Here is an 18763-nt window from a genome sequence, read left to right as displayed (position 1 = left end):
CCAAACAACAGAGAGGTTTTCCCATGAGCCAGCATGTCATCCCTTTCGAAAATCTGCGAATGAGTGACGTTCCTTTGGTCGGCGGTAAAAACGCTTCACTCGGGGAGATGATCAGCCAACTTGATGGAGCGGGTGTCAGAGTGCCAGGTGGTTTTGCTACGACGGCCCAGGCCTATCGAGACTTTCTCGCTCACCAAGGTCTCGCTGACAGGATCAATACCGAGCTTGGCTGCCTGAATGTTGAAGATGTCATTGCCTTGGCTGCAACGGGGGCGCGCATTCGTCAATGGATTGTTGAAACCCCTCTTCCAACTCCGCTGGAAGAAGAAATCAGGGCTCATTACGAGCGTCTGACCAAGGCCGGTGATGGGAGCTTTGCGGTGCGCTCATCCGCCACCGCCGAAGATTTGCCTGATGCATCCTTTGCGGGGCAGCAGGAAAGTTTCCTGAATATCCGTGGTTTCGAGAATTTGCTTCACGCCATTCGTGAGGTTTTCGCCTCGCTCTATAACGACCGCGCCATAGCCTATCGGGTACATAAAGGCTTCACTCATGCCGATGTTGCACTTTCGGTGGGTGTGCAACGTATGGTGCGCTCCGATAAAGGAGTTGCCGGGGTGATGTTCACGCTTGATACCGAATCAGGTTTTCAGGATGTGGTGTTTATCACTTCATCTTATGGGCTGGGTGAAACTGTTGTACAGGGTGCGGTGAATCCTGATGAGTTCTTTGTGCACAAAGCCATGCTTGTGGCTGGCAAGAATGCAGTGATTCGCCGCAGTCTGGGCTCCAAGCTTATTAAGATGGTATTTGCCGACGCGACGGCAGCCGGACGTTCCACCCGGATGCTGGATGTGGCCGAAGCGGAGCGTCAGCAGTTTTCTCTGGCTGATTCCGAAGTGCTTGAGCTGGCCCGATACGCCTGCATCATTGAGAAGCACTACGGCCGCCCGATGGATATCGAATGGGGGAGGGATGGTGAGGATGGCAAGCTGTATATCCTGCAGGCCCGCCCCGAGACGGTCAAATCACAGGAGATCCATTCTCTGGTGCGCCAGAAATATCGGCTTAAGCAACATGGCCGAGTGCTTGCGAGTGGACGTGCCATCGGCCAGAAAGTTGGGGCGGGCCCTGTACGCATCGTGGCCAGTGCTGCAGAAATGAATCGGGTCCAGGAGGGTGATGTTCTCGTGACGGACATGACTGATCCGAACTGGGAACCGGTCATGAAACGGGCGGCAGCAATTGTGACCAATCGCGGCGGGCGCACCTGTCATGCGGCCATTATTGCGCGTGAATTGGGGATTCCGGCCATTGTCGGGTGTGGAGATGCCACCGAGGTCCTGCTTGAGGGAGACTCTGTCACAGTTTCCTGCGCAGAAGGTGATACCGGTTATGTTTATCGCGGTCGGCTCGACTACGAGGTTGTTAGCACCGACATGGGAAATCTTCCCGAGATCCCCGTAAAAATCATGATGAACGTAGGTAATCCGGAGCTGGCATTCGAGTTTGCACAAATTCCGAATGGTGGTGTCGGGCTGGCACGACTTGAGTTTGTGATCAATAACATGATCGGTATCCATCCCAAGGCACTACTCGAGGTTGAGCAAATGCCGGCCAGTGTTCAGGAGGAGATTTTAAGAAAATCAAGGGGTTATGATTCTCCTCGGGGTTTTTTCATCCAGCGTCTGGCTGAAGGAGTCGCTACTATCGCGGCATCATTCTGGCCCAAGCCCGTGATTGTCCGGCTCTCCGATTTCAAATCGAATGAATATCGAAAATTGCTCGGAGGAGAAATCTATGAGCCGGAAGAGGAAAATCCAATGCTTGGTTTTCGCGGTGCCTCACGTTACATCGCTCACAGTTTCAGGGAGTGTTTTGAGCTGGAATGCTTGGCGATGAAAAAAGTACGCGGAGAAATGGGGCTGAGCAATGTTCAATTGATGGTGCCTTTTGTGCGTACACTGGAGGAGGCGCGCGAAGTAGTGCGTCTGCTCGAAGACAACGGTCTGAAGCGTGGAGTGGACGAGCTTAAACTCATCATGATGTGTGAGATTCCTTCTAATGCCTTGCTGGCTGAGCGTTTCCTCGAATACTTTGATGGTTTTTCCGTCGGCTCGAATGATTTGACGCAACTCACCTTGGGGCTGGATCGTGACTCGGGTTTGGTGGCTCATGCATTTGATGAGCGTGATCCAGCGGTCAAGGTTCTGTTGTCGGCCGCAATTAAAGCCTGTAATCGCCTAGGGAAATACGTTGGCATTTGTGGTCAGGGCCCTTCGGATCATGCTGATTTCGCTGAATGGCTCATGGATGAAGGAATTCAGACGATCTCGTTGAATCCGGATACCGTCGTGGATACTTGGCTAAAGCTGGCTGAGCATAGCCGGCACTGACTCCGTTTCAGCAACGCTCAAGGCAAGCAAGGCTCCTCTGGTCGGGGGGTGGCTTGCCTTTTTTGCGTGTTGAAGTGTTAATATCCCGCGGATTCTGCCGATGACAGGCTCTGCAAGAGCTTTATCTTGTAAGTCTGAATTACAACCTGAGTTCGGTGAGCTTTTTCATCTAATTCTCACCGGCTGCGATTTGCAGCAAGCAAGATCGCACGGCGCATCAGGGAGGGATACGATGGCATTTATTCTGCATACATCGCAGGGGGTGGCACAGTCTGGCGTACGCATGCTCAGTCTGAGACGCGTCGTGGCCGGCGCATGCCTGCTGTGTAGTTGCCTTGCAGGCGGCGCATTTGCTTTGGGTTGGGTGCTGGGCCAGCATTTTGGTCCGGCGCAGCAGATACCAGGCATTCAAGCGAGGCAGACTGATCCAGTCAAAGAGCGCTTTACCTTTGATCGCCTGGGTGATGTCAGCGGGCGTTTGCTGACGCTGGAGTCAGAGGCGCGGTCTCTGGTGAAAAAACTCACTGCACTTGAAATGCTTGAGTCCCGTGTTGCCGAACTCAAGACCGGTAAGCCCGCAGTGCAGGCCGGAGTTGGTTCTCAGGCCAAGGGTGGAGCGGGGGGGCGGGTACTCGCGGCGCAACTGTGTGAGTCTGCTGCTGGTCAAGGGGGCGCGAGCGAAATCCAGATCGCAGGCGCAGAAAAGACTCTGACTTGCCTGCAGGATCTGCTGCGCAAGGTCGAAGCCGCTGCGGCAACACGCAGTGTCAATTACATGGCCTTGCCCACACAGCAGCCGCTGCAGGATCAGCGTATCGGCTCGCGCTTCGGTAATCGGGTTGATCCGTTTACTGGTCGGATAGCTTTTCATTCAGGCCTTGATTTCGAGGCTGAGTCTGGTACTCCAATCCATGCTGCGGGTGGTGGCCGGGTCAAGAACGCTGGCTGGGTGTCAGAGCTTGGTTTTGTGATCGAGATCGATCATGGCAACGGCTTGCTCACCCGCTATGCCCACACTTCGAAGATGCACGTAAAAACAGGCGACCTGGTCACGCCCGGACAATTGATTGCGGCAGTCGGGACGACTGGCCGTTCGACCGGGCCACATCTGCATTTCGAAATCCTGCATAACGGACGTTTTGTGGATCCCATGTATTACCTGAATATCGGCGACAAGGTTCCGAATGTCTGAGCGTAAACCTGACCGCATTACACGTACGCTTAGTGGTGCATCTTTTGCCTTGACCATCGACACTTCACGGCAGCGAAAACGGTTTTTGATGCTCTTCGCACTGTGTGTCCTGCTGATGGGGGCCGGAGGCTTTTTCTTGATGCCTTCCAGTGCCGCGCCCGCCTTGCAACTTCACGAAGCGCTTGCCGCCCAGAAGGCAGAGAATGCCAAGCTGCAGGTTGAGCTCTCAGAGCTCAAGATGAGCTTGGGGCATGAGCGTGCAACCCGCGAGTCATTGGAGCGCGAAGTGGCCAGTCAGGCTGAAGCCCTCAAGCAGGCCAACAAGAACCTGAGTTTTTATCGCAGTCATGCGGCCACTGGCGCGCAGGGCGGCCAGTAACGAATCCGGAGTCTCGCCATGTTTGGAAAAAAGAAAGATAGTCCGATCGAGCTGACCAAGCTTTCCAGCCTGATCGCCGGCAATATGGAAGTAATGGGAGATGTGCATTTTCTTGATGGTTTGCGTGTGGACGGACACATCCGTGGCAACGTCTTGCCGCGAAGTGGTGCAAAGAGCCTGCTCGTGCTCAGTGATCAGGGCAGTATTCACGGCAATGTCAGTGCCTACGACGCGGTGATCAACGGCACCATCGTCGGCGATCTGGAGGTTGCACATTTCCTCGAGTTGCAAGCCAGCGCCCGCGTTACGGGCAATATCAGCTATCGGCAACTGCGCATGGATTGCGGGGCGTCGGTTGAAGGCAAGCTGACCCGTCTAGGGGATGCTGAGGACGCTTCCAATGTCGTTGAGCTGGCGGCGACTGCCGCTGGTGGAAGCAAGTAATTCATGACGATTCTGTGGTGGCACTGGATCGTGATCGGCTTCGCGCTTTGCGTGGCCGAGCTTGCCTTGCCGGCACTAGTCTTGATCTGGTTGGGCGTAGCGGCACTGGTGCTGGGTTTGCTGGTGTTGCTCCTCCCCATGCCGATGACACTTCAACTTTTGTTGTGGGCGGTGCTTTCAACCGCCCTTACCTTTGGCTGGCTGCGGTTTTTCCGGCGCAAGCCGGATGATCTGCGTATCGGTAGCTCGTCTGAAGCGCTTGGCGAGATAGGGCTGCTGGTAAAGGATGTAGAGCCTTATGTGCCGGGCGAAGTGTTGTTTCAGCGTCCGGTGCTCGGCTCGGACCGCTGGGCATGTATTGCCGAAGCAAAGCTGAGTGCAGGCTCAAGGGTTCGGGTTTTGGCTGTTGAGGGCAGTTGCGTCCGCGTTGGGGCCGCTTAAACGCCGTGCGACGCGATCCGGATTTGCATCGACGGAGAGAGTCAGCTGCTGCAGCCGCGTCAAACCCTATCGGCACCAAAATATGAAGCCCAAGCGTTTCGGGCTTGGGCTTCGCAGGTCTTTGACCAAGGCACTCACGGCCCGGGTATTCGGCGGTCTGCCGTCAGACTTTTACTGAACTCTCGCCACTGACTGCGGCGGACTAAGAACCATAAAGCCTCCTGTCTCTTGCCTTGCATCGTTCCAAGCAAAGCTGCAAAGGCTTGAAACGCACTCCAAGCTTAGCTCGTGTTGGCTGGAAGACAATGCCTAACTGACGCGGCGTGCTGTGTAAGACGGTGCTTGGCGAAGCGTTGTGCGCCCCAAGACCGCTCCTCGCAATGATGTGAGACATTCAGGCCCTTGCTCCATTCTTCAGGGGCAAGTTACATGATTGGTCAAAGTCCGGTCATTTTCAGTACAGCTTCCGGAAGTCGCTCTCCCTGGATCTCGACTTCTGACAACATGGTCTGGATGCGCCCCAGGTCGTCTGTGCTGAGTTCAAGTGCCACGGCTCTCAGGTTCTCCTCGAGGCGATGTAGTTTGGTTGTGCCGGGGATCGGCACAATCCAGGGCTTCTGAGCGAGCAGCCAGGCCAGGGCAATCTGCGCCGGCGTGGCACCCTTGGCGGCGGCAATCGATTTGAGGACTTCAACCAGCGCCAGATTGGCCTGACGGGCTTCGGCCGAGAAGCGCGGCACGATGTTGCGGAAATCTCCGGCCTCGAACTGCGTGCTGGCGTCGATCTTGCCTGTCAGGAAGCCCGCGCCTAGTGGGCTGAAAGGCACGAAACCGATGCCCAGTTCTTCGAGGGTGGCCAGCAATTCCAGCTCCGGCCCGCGCCAGAACATCGAGTATTCGCTCTGCACGGCGGTGAGCGGCAGCACTGCGTGGGCGCGACGGATCGTGTGCACGCCTGCTTCCGAGAGGCCGAAATGGCGCACCTTGCCCGCGAGCACCAGATCCTTCACGGCGCCTGCTACGTCCTCGATCGGCACGGCCGGGTCCACGCGGTGCTGGAAGAGCAGGTCGATGTAATCGGTACGCAGGCGCTTCAGGCTGGCTTCAACTGCGGCCTTGATGTGCGCCGGCCGGCTGTTGGTGCCCGCGCCGCGTTGGCCCGTCACCGGGTCGATGTCGAAACCGAACTTGGTGGCGATGACGACCCGATCGCGGATCGGCGCCAGGGCCTCGCCGAGCAGTTCTTCGTTGATGAAGGGGCCGTAGGCTTCGGCGGTGTCGAACAGCGTCACGCCGCGCTCGTGGGCAGCGCGCAGCAGGCGGATCATGTCCTGCTTGTCTGCTGGCGGACCATAGATGCTGCCGGTCATGCTCATGCAGCCAAGACCGATGGCAGAGACTTCTAGACCGTTTCCGAGGGTGCGGTACTTCATGTGCATGCTCCTGATGAGGATGTGAACTCAGTGGTCCAGCTGGTGCTTGTGCAGGAAGTCCGACATCAGATCGGCAATCTGCAGGTTGTTCAGGTCGGAGAACGGGAAATGGGTATTGCCCTTGATACCGATCTCCGGCAAATGCACCACCGAAGCATTACCGCCATGGCGATTGATGGCGTCCGCCCACAAACGAGCCATCGCGAGCCGCACACGCCAGCCATCTTGGCCGGGGTTGGCGCTGGGCTCTGTCGGAATGAAGTCCCCGTAGTAGATGACGATGGGAATCTTGGTGAGATTGAGGAACTCGGCCGGAGGGATTGCAACGGCTTCCAAAGCGCCGGCGGAGCTCGCCATGGCAGGGGGAAGCTCGTTCTGCGGAAACACAAAGCCGCTTCCGGGCTCGTAGGAAACGATGGCGCGGATCTGCGGATTCTTCATGGCAGCGAGCCAGCCCATGCCACCGCTGTGCGAATGGGTGACCAGAATGCCCGGTCCGATCTTGTCGAACAAGGCCGAGACGGCATCACTGGTCACCTGAACATCAATCGGGCCGGTATCTGGCGTCATAGCGCGGAAATACTGATCCAGTGCGTCTTTGGAGCGGGAGAACTGCACGCCAGGGAAATAGTCCGGCCACACGCCGACCCGAAACGTGTTGAACCAGCGTTGCTCGTCTGGCATGGCCTCGACGCGGCCGCTCTGCGTGCCGCGTCCGGCCGCACCACGTCGTGGCTGGTCAATCAGATAGGTGGCGAATTGTCGCCGCAGGAAGATGTTCTGGTAACCCTCACGACCGTCTGCAGTTGTCTCCCAGGTCTTGGAGAACTGGCCGAAGCCATGCCACATCACCAGGGGCAGTTTCCTGGCCTTTACCGGCACCTGATAGAAAACCCGGGCGTGATCGCCGTGCAGCGTCTGGCCACCCGAAGAGAGGTTGGTGGTATCAAAAACGCCCGTGCTCTGGATGACCGTGCCTCCTACCGCAAAACTGCCCTGTTCTTGAATCATGAGGGGCTTTGCCGATTTGATCGGACCTGCGAGGGCCAGCGGCGACGCGAGGATCGAGGCGAATGCGAGCATGGCGAGCACGCGAGCACTTTTGTATTGGATATTCATCTTGTTCCTTTGCTCTTGAAGGCCGATTCAAGGCTGAAAATAGACAGGCAAGCGGCTGAAGTGACAGGGCCTTACTTCAATGGGGCTTCGACCCCGCTGAAGGCCAGCACCGCCGGCGGCAGGCGTTCGCCCTGGATCGTGATGGCATCCAACTCGGCGTTCAGTGCCTGCAACTCGGTGGCGCTGAAAGCAATCGTCGCGGCGCCCGCGTTGTCGAGCATGTGAGCCATCTGGGTGGTGCCGGGGATGGGCACGATCCAGGGCTTCTGGGCCAGTAGCCAGGCCAGTGCGATCCGCGCAGGCGTGGTGTTCTTGCGTTCGGCCCAGCGCTTCACGAGGCGTACGAGCACCAGGTTATTGGCCCGAGTTTCGGGGGCGAAGCGGGTTTCGGTCTTGCGGAAGTCGCCGTCGGCAAAGCTCGTTTGCTGATCGATCGAGCCGGTCAGGAAGCCCACGCCGAGCGGGCTCCAGGGCACAAAGCCGATGCCCAGTTCCTGACACAGAGGCAGGACTTCCTTCTCCGGCCCGCGCCAGAGCATCGAGTATTCGCTCTGCACCGCCGTGACCGGCAATTCGGCATGGGCGCGGCGCAAGGTCTGCAGGCCCATTTCGGACAAGCCCCAGTGCAGCACCTTGCCTTGCGCCATCAAGTCCTTGACCGCGCCGGCCACGTCTTCGATCGGCACAGCGGGATCGACCCGATGCTGGTAAAGCAGGTCGATGCGGTCCGTGTGCAGGCGTTTGAGCATGCCGTCGACCGCCTGTTTCACATGGTCCGGACGGCTGATCAGGCCCGGGCGGCGCTCGCCGGTCTGCGGGTCGATATTCCAGCCGAATTTGCTGGTAATCACTACCCGGTTGCGGAAGGGCGCAATCGCCTCGCCAAGAATCCGCTCGCATTCATGTGGACCATAGGCTTCGGCCGTGTCGAAAAAGGTCACGCCGTTTTCATAGGCTTTGCGGATGATCTCGATCATCTCAGGCCGGGCCGGAACCGTTGTCTGATAGGTGCGGGCCATGTTCTGCACGCCGAGGCCGAGGCTGGACACTTCCAGCTTGCCGAGCTTGCGCCGAGGATTTGCCCGCGTGGCTGATTCCGGTATGGCACGGGCCTGCGCCTGTGCAGAACCGGCAAGCCCCGCGCCGGCCAGCGCTGCGCCTGAGGCGACTGCGACCGAATTGCCAAGAAAGTTGCGGCGTGCGCCATCAAATTCGTTCTTGCTCATTGTTCACTCCTCCGTTTCATACGGCCTGGTGTTGGCGGGTGTCAGCAATGCGATCAGAGTGTCTTGGCAAAGAACTGACCGAGCTTGTTCACCGTCTGATCCACGTATTTCGGCACCCAGTAGGTCTCGATATGGGTGGCGCCTTCGATCTTGAACAGCTCCTTGTCATGTGTGCCGGTGGCCTTGGCGAAAGCTTCCTCGCTCATGTACAGGCTGTCGGCCTTGCTGCCGGCAATCAGCAGCAGGGGCTTGTCGATCAGCCCGATCTGGCTGGTCGCATCCCAGCGCATCAAGTCCAGCAGGCTGCTGGTGGTGTACTTGAAGGTCGAGTTCGGATGGGCGTGCGTTTTCCAGTAGTACTCGTACCCTTGGCGATACAGATCAAACGGCAATTTGGCGATCTGCTCGTCGCTCAGATTGGCGTCGCCCGAGTACAGGACGGGGCCGCCCGCCGCCTCCTGAGCGCGTGCAGCCGAGGCCTGCTGTAGACGGGTCTGGATCGTGTTCAGGGCTGAATCCACGTAGCCATTGCGGCGCACCCGACCCGAATTGAACATGCTCAGCGTGGCGATGGATTTGAAGCGTTTGTCGGTTTGCGCAGCCGCCAGCGAGTAGCCACCTCCGCCGCATAAGCCCAGCAGCCCCAGACGTGCGCTGTCGGCGCCTGCGTACTGACTGATGAAATCGGCCATGCCGTGGATGTCTTCAATACGGTAGGACGGTTTGTCCACATTGCGCGGCTCGCCTCCACTGGCGCCCTGGTAGGCGGCATCTGCGGCGATGGTGATGTAGCCACGCTCAGCCATGCGCTGGGCATACAAGCCGGCGACCTGTTCCTTCACTCCACCATTGGGATGAGCGACGACCAGGGTGGGGTATTTTTTGGCGGGATCGTAGTTCGCGGGCGTATAGACATTGGCCGCAATCGTGAGGCCGTTGAGTTTGTAGCTGACGGGGTGGATATTCACCTTTCCCGGCACGTTGACGGAAATCGCTCCGTCATAGGCCAGCGTGAAGGGATTCTGTTTGTAGTCGGCAGCGACGACTGCACCTGACGATGCGCCGACGACAGCGGCCACGATGCTGGCATTGATCAGATTGAGGTTCATGTGAATGCTCCGGGAAATGAAAATTAGCGCGCGGCGGGTGCCGGGGTGTTCTGGAAGACTTCTTTGGCCACCGAGGTGGCCGAGACGGCACTCGGCCAGCCGGCATAGAAAGCCAGATGCGTAATCAGCTCGGACAGCTCGGTGCGGCTCACGCCATTGAGTTGAGCGAGGGCTAGATGGGAGCGCAGCTGGTCCGAGCGATTCATCGCCAGCAGCGCGCTGACGGTAATCAGGCTGCGGTCGCGCTTGGACAATTCCGGGCGCTCCCAGATGTCGGCATACAGCAGCTGATCGGTGAGTTCGGCGAGCTTCGGCGCAGTGGCGCCCATCAGTTGCTGGGCTCGGGAGATCTGCGGCGCCGCCGGAGTTGTGGGGGCGGGAGCAATTCCGTACTGTGCATCGCTGACCTTTTCCATCCAGACAGCGGTTTCCCCGGCCTCATGCTCCTGCACGGACAGATGCGTCATGCTGGCTTCCTGCGTGGCGCCGTGCCAGTGCTTCTGTCCGGGCGGAATCCACACCACATCGCCCTGAGTGATCTTGCGGCGCTCGCCGCCCCAGAACTGCACATAGCCTGCGCCGCGAATCACATGCAGATGCTGCCCGACCGGATGTGAATGCCAGGCGGTGCGAGCTGCTGGCTCGAACGTAACGTGGGCCGCCGATACACGGGATGTGCCCTCGGCTGCAAATAGCGGGGCGACAGAGACCTTACCGGTGAAGCGCTCGGCCGGGCCGATGCTGCCCGGGCGCTGGGCCTCGGCCGTGACCGGAACCGACAGTGCAGTGACCTTCTCCTGTGCTTCAGCCGCACTGGCCGGCAAGGCCAGCAAGCCCGTCAGCGCGGAAGCCAGCAAACGCGGCAATAACTTCGAATCCATTTCATCTCCTCGTGGCCTCAAGCCACAGTGATCCTTCCCGCCGGTTCTCCATAGGGCTCCTGATCATCAGGAGGTCGTGGGAGGCAAGGGCGTGGATTGATCCTAGGTTGCTGCACGCAAATCAACAATGGATGTAAAGTTGCACGACTTGTTCAATATTTTTCATCTATGCTGCGCGCCGGCCTTTCTGAACTCACCGCCTTCATCACCATCGCCGAGGAGCGCAGCTTTCGCGCGGCCGCGCGGATTCTGGGCGTGTCGCCCTCGGCACTCAGCCACACGGTGAAAAACCTCGAAGAGAGCCTCAATACGCGCCTCTTTAACCGCACCACCCGCTCGGTGGCGCTGACCGAGGCGGGCGAGCAGTTCCTGCGCCGCGTGGCGCCCGCACTGGGAGACATCCAGGACGCGGTCAACGAGATGGCCTCTGCGCGTGACCGCCCCTCCGGTTCGATCCGGATCAGCAGCGCGGAGGCGGGGGCGCGAATCTTGATCAGGAATGTGCTGCCAGCTTTTCTGGCGGCTTATCCCGATATTCATGTGGAGTTTGTCGTCGATACCCGCTTCGTGGATATCGTGGCCGATGGCTTTGATGCTGGCATTCGCGTGTTTCAGGATGTGCCGCGCGACATGATTGCCGTCAAGTTCGGGCCCGACTGGAAATTCGTCGCGGTGGCGTCCCCCGCCTATCTTGCGCAGCATGAGTTGCCGCGTACGCCGGAAGACCTCAAACGCCATCGCTGTCTGCGCTTTCGCTTTTCCAGCGGCGCGCTGTATCACTGGGATCTGGCGCACGGCGCGGTCAGTACGACACTCGACGTCGATGGACCGATGACCCTGGGCAATACCAATCTGATGACCGATGCAGCCCTGGCCGGAATCGGCGTCGCCTGGGTGCCGGAATATCTGGTGACCGAGCATGTCGCGGTCGGCCGCCTGATTCACCTGCTGCCCGAATGGAGCCCGACGCTACCCGGTCTGAGCCTGTATTACCCGGCCAATCGTCATCCGCCGGCTGCGCTCAGGCTGTTTACTCAAGCCGTACGGGAGTGGGCGGGTAAATCGGTCGCGGGGTGATCCGGCGGACAGGCACTGCGTATCCGCCGGTAAGGGGAGGGCTTCAGGACTTCAGGACGCGGAAGCTGCGATCAGTGCCACTTTCGGGTTCCGGGGGCGCGGCTGAGCTTGCGCAGCTTTGTCCTCCGGCTGCTGGCGCCACCATGCATGTGTGCTGTTGCCGGCGTGGATATCCAGCCGTTCGCCGAATCGTGGCGTGCTCAGGGCCACGCTGCCTTGTTCGGCCAGCGCGGTGATGCGCTCCAGTGGCTCGGTCCAGGCGTGCAGGGCAAGATCAAATGTCCCGTTGTGAATCGGCACCAGTCGCTGGCCCTTCAAATCAATGTGCGCCTGAAGGCTTTGTTCGGGCTGCATGTGCACATCGGCCCAGGCCTCGTTGTAGGCCCTGTTTTCAATCAGCGTGAGATCGAAAGGGCCGAACCTGTCGCCGATCTCCCGGAAGCCGGGGAAGTAGCCGCTGTCGCCGCTGAAGAACACGCGGCTGTGTGGCGCGATCAACACCCAGGAGGCCCACAGAGTGCGGTTGCGGTCAGTCAGGCTGCGGCCAGAGAAATGCTGTGCGGGGGTGGCGATCAGGCGTAAGGCGCCGACCTGCGTTTCCTCCCACCAGTCGAGTTGCTGGATCTTTGTGGCCGGAATTCCCCAGCCGATCAGACGCTCGCCAACGCCCAGCGGCGTGACAAACATGCCCACCTTGTCTGCGATGGCGAGGATGCTTGCCTGGTCAAGATGGTCGTAGTGGTCGTGCGAGAGGATGACGGCTTCGATGGGAGGCAGATCTTCGCGGGCGATAGGAGCTGCGTGAAAGCGCTTTGGCCCGGCAAAGGAGAAAGGCGAGGCGCGCTCGGCGAAGACCGGGTCCGTCAGCCAGAACTTGCCTTCCAGTTTGAGCAGGACGGTGGAATGCCCCAGGCGCCACAGACTCTGGTCCGGAGCCTGTTGCAGATCAGCGGGGCTCAGGGGCAGGACTTCCAGCGTTGCACCGGGGCTCGCTTCGGGCGATTTTTCGGTCAGGTAGCGCCAGATCCCTTTCAGACTGCCGGCGGAATTAAGGCCTCGCTCCTGGGTGAGGTTGTGGAACTGGCCGTTGGCATAGTGACTGGCGCTCGGCTGCTCGCGCTGGATGTCCGGTGCGGCTTCAAAGATCGACGAGTAGGCCATGATGCTTGTTCCAAGTAGTAAAGGCAGGAGTAGCCAGCGAGGCTTGAGGCGTAAGTGCGGCATCTCAGGCTCCCGTCTGGATCTGCGCGGAGCTCAGCACGGATCTGCCTCGCGCGGTGGGCAGGCCTGAAGTCAGCGCCTGAGCAACGCGCTGCGCCGTAACAGGACGCAGGCCGAGCGGGATCGCGCGCCCGAGCAGTTTGAACAGCGCTGCAGTCACTTTCTCGGCGGCGCGAGGTCTCTGCCCCAAAGCTGCTCGATCACCCAGCAGCAGCGAAGGGCGGGCGATCAGCAGCGCATCGGTTTCGAGTTCAGCCAGCACGTCTTCAAGCTCGCCTTTCACGCGGTTGTAGAACACGCGTGAGCCGGCGTTTGCGCCTGCGGCGCTGACCAGGGCGATACGCCGGGCGCCTGCCGCAAGGGCTGCGTGCGCGACGCTCAGGTTGGCGTCGAAATCCACCGCGCGGAAGGCGGCCTGACTGCCTGCATCCCCGATCGTGGTGCCGAGCGCCAGATAGACCTCGTCCACTGGCGGAAGAGGGGGCAGGGCTTTGAAATCGACCCGATGCACAATCAGCTTCGGGTGTTTGATGGCCAGGCCCCGTCGGCCCAGTGCATGCACTTCGCTGACTGTTTCATCTGCCAGCAGCGTTTGCAGGATGTGTTGCCCGACCAGCCCGGAGGCGCCTGCGATGGCTACGCGCCGTGCTTTGATGTGGCTTGAATCTGTCATTTCCAGCTCCTGAATGAATTTGTTATTTGGTATGAACTTGCGGCGCGCGCGCAAAGAGAAAACGGGCCGAGATCAGCAGGCTCAGGAAGACCAGCAGCGCGCTCACTTCCAGCGTGCGGCCAGTGCGTTGGGCCAGATCGGCCGCGTCTTGACTGATCTGGCCGCCACTGGCGAAGACCACCACCAGCACCGCCAGCCCCAATGAACCGCCAAACTGGTGGGCCACGTTCACGAGGCCGGAAGCGGCGCCGGCATCACGCGCTTCCACCCCGGCCACGCCGGCCATGGTGAGCGGCGCCAGCACCCAGCCTTGCCCCAGGCCGATCAGGATCATCGGCAGAAGCAGGCCGGCAAGGTAGGAAAGCTGTGGCGCGGCAAGCCCCTGCCAGATCAGCCCCAGCACACACAAGGCCAGACCGGTGAGCAACACGCTGCGCGGCCCGAAGCGACGCATCAGACGCGGCACGGAAAACGAGGAGAACAGCTGCGGAATCGTCACCGGCACAAAGGCCAAGCCGGCCAGCATCGGACTGAAACCCAGCACGCGCTGCAGGTATTGCGCGGTGAAGAACCAGAAACCCACCATGCCGGCCAAGAACAGCAGGCGCGCCGCGTAGGCCGCGTTGCGGCTGCGGTCGGCAAACAGGCGCAGCGGCAGCACCGGCTGGCTGGCCCCGCTTTGCACCCACAGGAAAAACGTCAGCAGCAGCACACCGACAGCCATCGCAGAGTGAGACCAGGGCGAATGCCAGCCGACTTCGGCGGCCTCGACGATGCCGAAGACCAGTGCGCTCATGCCCAGCGTGGAGCTGATTGCGCCCGCCAGATCGAACTGGCCGGCATGGCGCGGCGTTTCCTCGATGTAGCGCAGGCTCCCCAGGATCAGCAGCAGGCCGATCGGCAGGTTGATGAAGAAGCCGGCACGCCAGGAAATCAGGTCGGCCAGCAAGCCGCCCAGCACCAACCCAACCGTGGCCCCCATGCCTGCAGCAGCGGCATACCAGGAGAGTGCCCGGGTGCGCTCATGACCTTCGGGGAAATAGACTGAAATCAGCGCCAGCGTGGAAGGTGCCAGCACGGCCGCACCAAAGCCCTGCACGGCGCGGAATGTCAGCATCCAGACCGGCGAAGTCGCCGCGCCGATGGCCACCGAAGCCAGCGTGAAAATGGCCAGACCGGCAATGAACATGTGCCGGCGGCCGAGGATGTCGCCCGCCCGTGCGCCCAGCAGCAGGAAGCCGCCGAAGGCCAGGGTGTAGGCGTTCTGCACCCAGGAGAGGCTGGCCGGCGTGAAGCCCAGCGAGCTCTGGATGCGCGGCAGGCCGGTGAGCACGATCGAGATGTCGATCACGATCATCAGGTAGCTGGCCATGATGATGGCGAGCACCATGCCCGGGTGAGTGACGCGCTTCATTCTTTGGCTCGCCCGGCCAGATACTGCGCATCGCTGACCTGCTCCTGCCAGTCCGCCGCGCTGCCGTCGAGCTGTTCCTGAATCGCGATATGCGTCATCGCGGTAGTGGCGCTCGCGCCATGCCAATGCTTTTCGCCCGGCGCAATCGACACCACATCGCCGGGGTGGATTGCCTGCACCGGCCCGCCCCACAGCTGAACCTGGCCACAGCCTGCGGTCACGATCAGGGTCTGGCCGAGCGGATGGGCATGCCAGGCTGTGCGTGCTCCGGGCTCGAAAGTCACGCTGGCGCCGGATGTGCGCGCCGGCGCTTCGGGCAGGAAGAGGTAGTCGACGCGCACTGCGCCGGTGAAACAGTCGGCAGGGCCCTGCGTGGAGGGCTGCGATCCGCTGCGCGTGATATGCATGAGGGTTTCCTTTCGATCCGGCTCATGGTCGAGTAAATCAGACGGTCGCTTGAGCTGACCGTCTGATGCCGGGGGGCTTACAGGGCGCTCTTGAGAATGCTGCTCACCACATCGTGGGTGTAGATCTCGGCGATGCCGAACCACTTGGCATTACCGAGCACGTTTTCAATCGTTGCGGGTAGGTCGGCCTCGGTGATGCCCAGTTGCGACAGGCGGGTCGGCGTGCCGATCTTGTCGAACCATTTCTCCAGCGCGGCGATGCCTTGCTCGGCGGTTTCCAGTCCGAAGATTTCCGTGGCGAAACGCTGGAACTGCTCCGGATTGCGGCTGTGATACCACTTCATCCAGGCCGGCATAATCACCGACAGGCCCGCGCCGTGCGGCACGTTAAAGAGCGCCGAGAGCGAGTGCTCGATCATGTGGTTCGGGTAGCTGAAGCCGGCCGTGCCGGCATAGGTCAGACCGTTGAGCGCTTGCGTGGAGGCCCAGGCAAACTGGGCGCGGGCATCGTAATCAGCAGGATCAGCCAGCAGGGTCTCGGTGGTTTCGATCACCGTCTTGATGACCGCTTCGACCAAACGTGACTGGAAACGCGGTTGCACCTCGGCGGTGAAGTAGCCCTCGATCGAGTGGGCGATGATGTCGGCGGCGGAATACACGAGGTAGTCGCGCGATACGGTCTGCATCAGCGCCGGATTGACGATCGACACCTTGGGGAAGGTGTGCGGCGAGCCGATGGCGAACTTCTCCTTGGTCTCCTCGTTGGTCACCACCGCGCCATTGTTCATCTCGCTGCCGGTGGCGGCGAGTGTCAGCACGCTGAAGATTGGCAGCGCAGCCGTGATGGAAGCCTCGCGGGTGAAGAGTTCCCACACATCGCCGTCATGCAGCACGCCGGCGGCAATTGCCTTGGAGCTGTCGAGTACCGAACCGCCGCCCACGGCGAGCACGGCCTCGACCTGATGGGTTCGGGCCAGCGCAATCGCCTCGCGCACCGTGGAAATCACCGGATTGCTGACGATGCCGCCGAACTCAACGAAGGCGATGCCCTGCGCGGCGAGGCTTTTACTCACCTTGGCGAACAGGCCATCACGCTTGATGCGCTCGCTGCCGTAAGTGAGCAGCACCTTCTTGATGCCGTGATCAGTCAGATGCTGGCCGATCTGTTGTTCCTTGTCGGTGCCGAAATCGATGGTGGTCGGGTTGAAGAAGGTGAAGTTGTCCATGTGTCGCTCCTGAGGTTTGGGGGTGATGACTTGATGGGCTGAACTTTAGGCTTCACACAAACATTCAACTAGACAGATATCCATTGAATGATTTACAACCAAACAATGCGAATAAGAGGTTTGGCTTAGGGTCTGTTGTCATTCACTCGCCGGTCGCGCTCGTTCAAATGAGCCGCAGAGCAAGGCGTAGCGACGCTGGCAGGGCGGCCCCCTGTCAAGGAGCTGCAACACCGCTCTGTGGATTCATTTGAGCGAGCCCTTCGGGTTGATGCGTATGGCTCGCGCTACTGCGTTGCGTTCCTTGTGCGGGGCGAATTGGCAAACCCGACCCCGCACTGTGTCGTGCGCCTTGTTCCGCAAGCCATACGTTTCAACGCGATCCGGCGGATGAATGTCAACAGACCCTAGCCGCTAACCAAACAGCACTTCGTGTCTTCGTGCCTTCGTGTGAGCCAGGCGTTTAGCACGAAGGCACGAAGACACGAAGGAAGCTTCAACCCAAACAAGCCAGGTACGGCCATGTCCATCAACGAACTGCGCTCCATCACCACCTTCATCCGCACCGCCGAACTGGGCAGTCTGAGCAAAGCTGCAGAGGCTCAGCAGATCACGCCACAGGCCGCCAGCAAGGCGCTGGGGCAATTGGAGCAGTACCTCGGAGTCCGCCTGTTTCACCGCACGACACGCAGCATGTCGCTGACGGAGGAGGGCCAGCGCTTTCTTGAAGCGGCACAGCCCTCCTTGCTCGGCTTGCAGCAGGCTCTGTTGTCCGCGCGCCAGACGCGCGAAGACTTTGCCGGGCCATTGCGCATCGTTGGCCCGCGTTCGGTGCTGCAGCCCGTCATCAGCCCGGTACTGGACGAATATCTTCGCCTATATCCCGAAGTTCAGCCGGACGTGCAACTCGACGACCGCATTGGAAACTGGGTGGAAAATCGCGTCGACGTGGGTTTTCGCATCGGCGCCTCGCCGCAGGAAGGGCTGATCGCCCGTCGTCTGTTTCCGATGCAACTGGTCATCTGCGCCGCCCCCAGCTATTTGCGCAAGTACGGCGTGCCGGAAAACCGTCATGCCCTCAACCAGCATCGCTGCAGCGTATTCCGTCATCCTGGTAACGGTTGTCTTGTGCCCTGGCATCTCAAGATCGGAGATAGCCTGGAGGAGTGGCCGGTGGCCCCGGTCTTCTGTACCAATGACGAGCTGCTGGAGTTGCAGACCGTGCTCGCCGGCGAGGTGATTGGCCAGCTTGCTGCGCCGACTGCAGCCCCCTACATCCGCGCTGGCAGGCTGGTGCCCCTGCTGGTCGAGCATGTGGCGGACAACTACAGCCTCTATGTTTACTACGGCAGCCGTACTGCAATCCCGTCACGGGTGAGGCGCTTCATCGATCTGGCCGTTGACCGGCTCAGCGACAGCAAGGACTTTGTTCTAAGCGCCGAGGAGCTCGCGAGTCGCCGCGCAAGGCTTGTCGGTACATGATTTCTGAGTCTGGCTGCAGCGTTCGTTTTCCTGACTTAGCGCCCGCACTCAGGCCTTCCGCACGCGAGGAGCGAGAGCCGACAGGGTCTCAGAAGCTGTTCACGATCTTACTGCGATGCTGTGATCAGGCTCATGCACTGCTCGGAATCCTCATTGATCAACATAAATTCCGGTTTCTGAGCTGCTTTTCCCCATGGTCTGCTTTGCACAGCAAACCGGCTGCGGCAGCGCAGAGCAGGCTCTGCTAAACCCTGCTTCGCCCCTGCTGACGGCCTCTCGCTACAGATCGTGAGCAGCTCCATCAGAAATGCATGGTGTCGAGGTCTGTTTTCTTGTCCTGCAGGTAGCAGTCACAGGCGAGTTCGATCAATCCCGGGGGCACAGACTTCGATATTGCCCCGCCGGTAGCTGATCAGTGCGTGGTTTTGAAGCGCGCAGGCGGCTTTGGCGACCCCACACGACGCACGTCCAGCATGCAGGCGAGAAACTCGTGGGTGATTGCCTGGGGAAAGCGGTTTTGGGGGATGTATGCACTAGCAGGAAGGCGCCACTGTGCGGTCCTGTAACGCATCCTGCCGGGGTGTTTCAATTTTCTTAACGCAATCTTTACGCGCTTGCATTTCATTCCCACACCGCGTTTACGCCA

17 protein-coding genes are annotated in these 18763 nt (G+C 60.1%); 7 read left to right on the top strand and 10 right to left on the bottom strand.

What is annotated here, in order from left to right:
* The first annotated feature begins 23 nt into the window (after nt 1-23).
* The 5 genes from ppsA (at nt 24) to HJ583_RS08150 (ending at nt 4852) form a co-directional block, all read left to right on the top strand.
* The gene (gene ppsA / locus HJ583_RS08170; protein WP_170021485.1) at nt 24-2396 is read left to right on the top strand and encodes a phosphoenolpyruvate synthase; all 2373 of its coding nucleotides are present in this window, start codon (nt 24-26) and stop codon (nt 2394-2396) included.
* Nucleotides 2397-2496: 100 nt separating this feature from the next.
* Nucleotides 2497-3588: a M23 family metallopeptidase gene (locus tag HJ583_RS08165; RefSeq protein ID WP_170021484.1), complete on the top strand. Its 1092-nt coding sequence runs from the start codon at nt 2497-2499 to the stop codon at nt 3586-3588.
* 139 nt (nt 3589-3727) lie between these two features.
* Nucleotides 3728-3967: a hypothetical protein gene (locus HJ583_RS08160; RefSeq protein WP_170021483.1), complete on the top strand. Its 240-nt coding sequence runs from the start codon at nt 3728-3730 to the stop codon at nt 3965-3967.
* 18 nt (nt 3968-3985) lie between these two features.
* Complete coding sequence (locus tag HJ583_RS08155) at nt 3986-4411, top strand: bactofilin family protein (protein ID WP_101943529.1); 426 nt, start codon at nt 3986-3988, stop codon at nt 4409-4411.
* Between the two features lie 3 nt (nt 4412-4414).
* Nucleotides 4415-4852, top strand: coding sequence for an NfeD family protein (locus tag HJ583_RS08150; protein WP_170021482.1), 438 nt, complete (start codon nt 4415-4417; stop codon nt 4850-4852).
* A 437-nt stretch (nt 4853-5289) separates the two neighbouring features.
* Here HJ583_RS08150 and HJ583_RS08145 read toward each other — a convergent pair whose 3' ends face one another.
* The 5 genes from HJ583_RS08145 to HJ583_RS08125 form a co-directional block, all read right to left on the bottom strand.
* Complete coding sequence (locus tag HJ583_RS08145) at nt 5290-6285, bottom strand: aldo/keto reductase (RefSeq protein WP_170021481.1); 996 nt, start codon at nt 6283-6285, stop codon at nt 5290-5292.
* Nucleotides 6286-6312: 27 nt separating this feature from the next.
* Nucleotides 6313-7377, bottom strand: a complete 1065-nt coding sequence (locus HJ583_RS08140) for an alpha/beta hydrolase (RefSeq protein WP_217423352.1) — start codon at nt 7375-7377, stop codon at nt 6313-6315.
* A 98-nt stretch (nt 7378-7475) separates the two neighbouring features.
* Nucleotides 7476-8630, bottom strand: a complete 1155-nt coding sequence (locus tag HJ583_RS08135; protein WP_170021479.1) for an aldo/keto reductase — start codon at nt 8628-8630, stop codon at nt 7476-7478.
* Between the two features lie 53 nt (nt 8631-8683).
* A complete protein-coding gene (locus tag HJ583_RS08130) occupies nt 8684-9739 on the bottom strand; it encodes an alpha/beta hydrolase (protein WP_170021478.1) in 1056 nt (351 codons plus the stop codon).
* A 23-nt stretch (nt 9740-9762) separates the two neighbouring features.
* Nucleotides 9763-10620 (bottom strand): (R)-mandelonitrile lyase, encoded by an 858-nt coding sequence (locus HJ583_RS08125; protein WP_217423351.1) that lies wholly within the window; start codon nt 10618-10620, stop codon nt 9763-9765.
* A gap of 168 nt (nt 10621-10788) precedes the next feature.
* Between HJ583_RS08125 and HJ583_RS08120 the strand changes: the two genes are divergently transcribed.
* Nucleotides 10789-11697 (top strand): LysR family transcriptional regulator, encoded by a 909-nt coding sequence (locus HJ583_RS08120; RefSeq protein WP_170021477.1) that lies wholly within the window; start codon nt 10789-10791, stop codon nt 11695-11697.
* A 51-nt stretch (nt 11698-11748) separates the two neighbouring features.
* On the opposite strand, the gene HJ583_RS08115 is transcribed toward HJ583_RS08120, so the two are convergent.
* The 5 genes from HJ583_RS08115 to HJ583_RS08095 form a co-directional block, all read right to left on the bottom strand.
* Nucleotides 11749-12921 carry an MBL fold metallo-hydrolase gene (locus HJ583_RS08115; RefSeq protein ID WP_217423350.1) on the bottom strand — a complete coding sequence of 391 codons (1173 nt, stop codon included), beginning with the start codon at nt 12919-12921 and terminating at the stop codon, nt 11749-11751.
* Nucleotide 12922: 1 nt separating this feature from the next.
* Complete coding sequence (locus HJ583_RS08110; RefSeq protein ID WP_170021476.1) at nt 12923-13591, bottom strand: Rossmann-fold NAD(P)-binding domain-containing protein; 669 nt, start codon at nt 13589-13591, stop codon at nt 12923-12925.
* Nucleotides 13592-13613: 22 nt separating this feature from the next.
* Nucleotides 13614-15005 (bottom strand): MFS transporter, encoded by a 1392-nt coding sequence (locus tag HJ583_RS08105; RefSeq protein WP_170021475.1) that lies wholly within the window; start codon nt 15003-15005, stop codon nt 13614-13616.
* Entirely contained in the window at nt 15002-15412 is a 411-nt protein-coding gene (locus HJ583_RS08100) for a (R)-mandelonitrile lyase (protein ID WP_170021474.1), read from the bottom strand. Before HJ583_RS08100 ends, HJ583_RS08105 begins: the two co-directional genes overlap by 4 nt.
* Nucleotides 15413-15489: 77 nt before the next feature.
* Nucleotides 15490-16638: an iron-containing alcohol dehydrogenase gene (locus tag HJ583_RS08095; RefSeq protein ID WP_170021473.1), complete on the bottom strand. Its 1149-nt coding sequence runs from the start codon at nt 16636-16638 to the stop codon at nt 15490-15492.
* A gap of 519 nt (nt 16639-17157) precedes the next feature.
* On the opposite strand from HJ583_RS08095, the gene HJ583_RS08090 reads away from it, so the two are divergent.
* Nucleotides 17158-18117: a LysR family transcriptional regulator gene (locus HJ583_RS08090; RefSeq protein ID WP_170021472.1), complete on the top strand. Its 960-nt coding sequence runs from the start codon at nt 17158-17160 to the stop codon at nt 18115-18117.
* Nucleotides 18118-18763 lie beyond the last annotated feature (646 nt).

Origin of the sequence: Uliginosibacterium aquaticum, from assembly GCF_012972705.2 — a bacterium.
GTDB lineage: Bacteria > Pseudomonadota > Gammaproteobacteria > Burkholderiales > Rhodocyclaceae > Uliginosibacterium > Uliginosibacterium aquaticum.
Note: the sequence above shows the minus strand (reverse complement) of the source record. Positions and strands in the feature narration are given on the sequence as shown.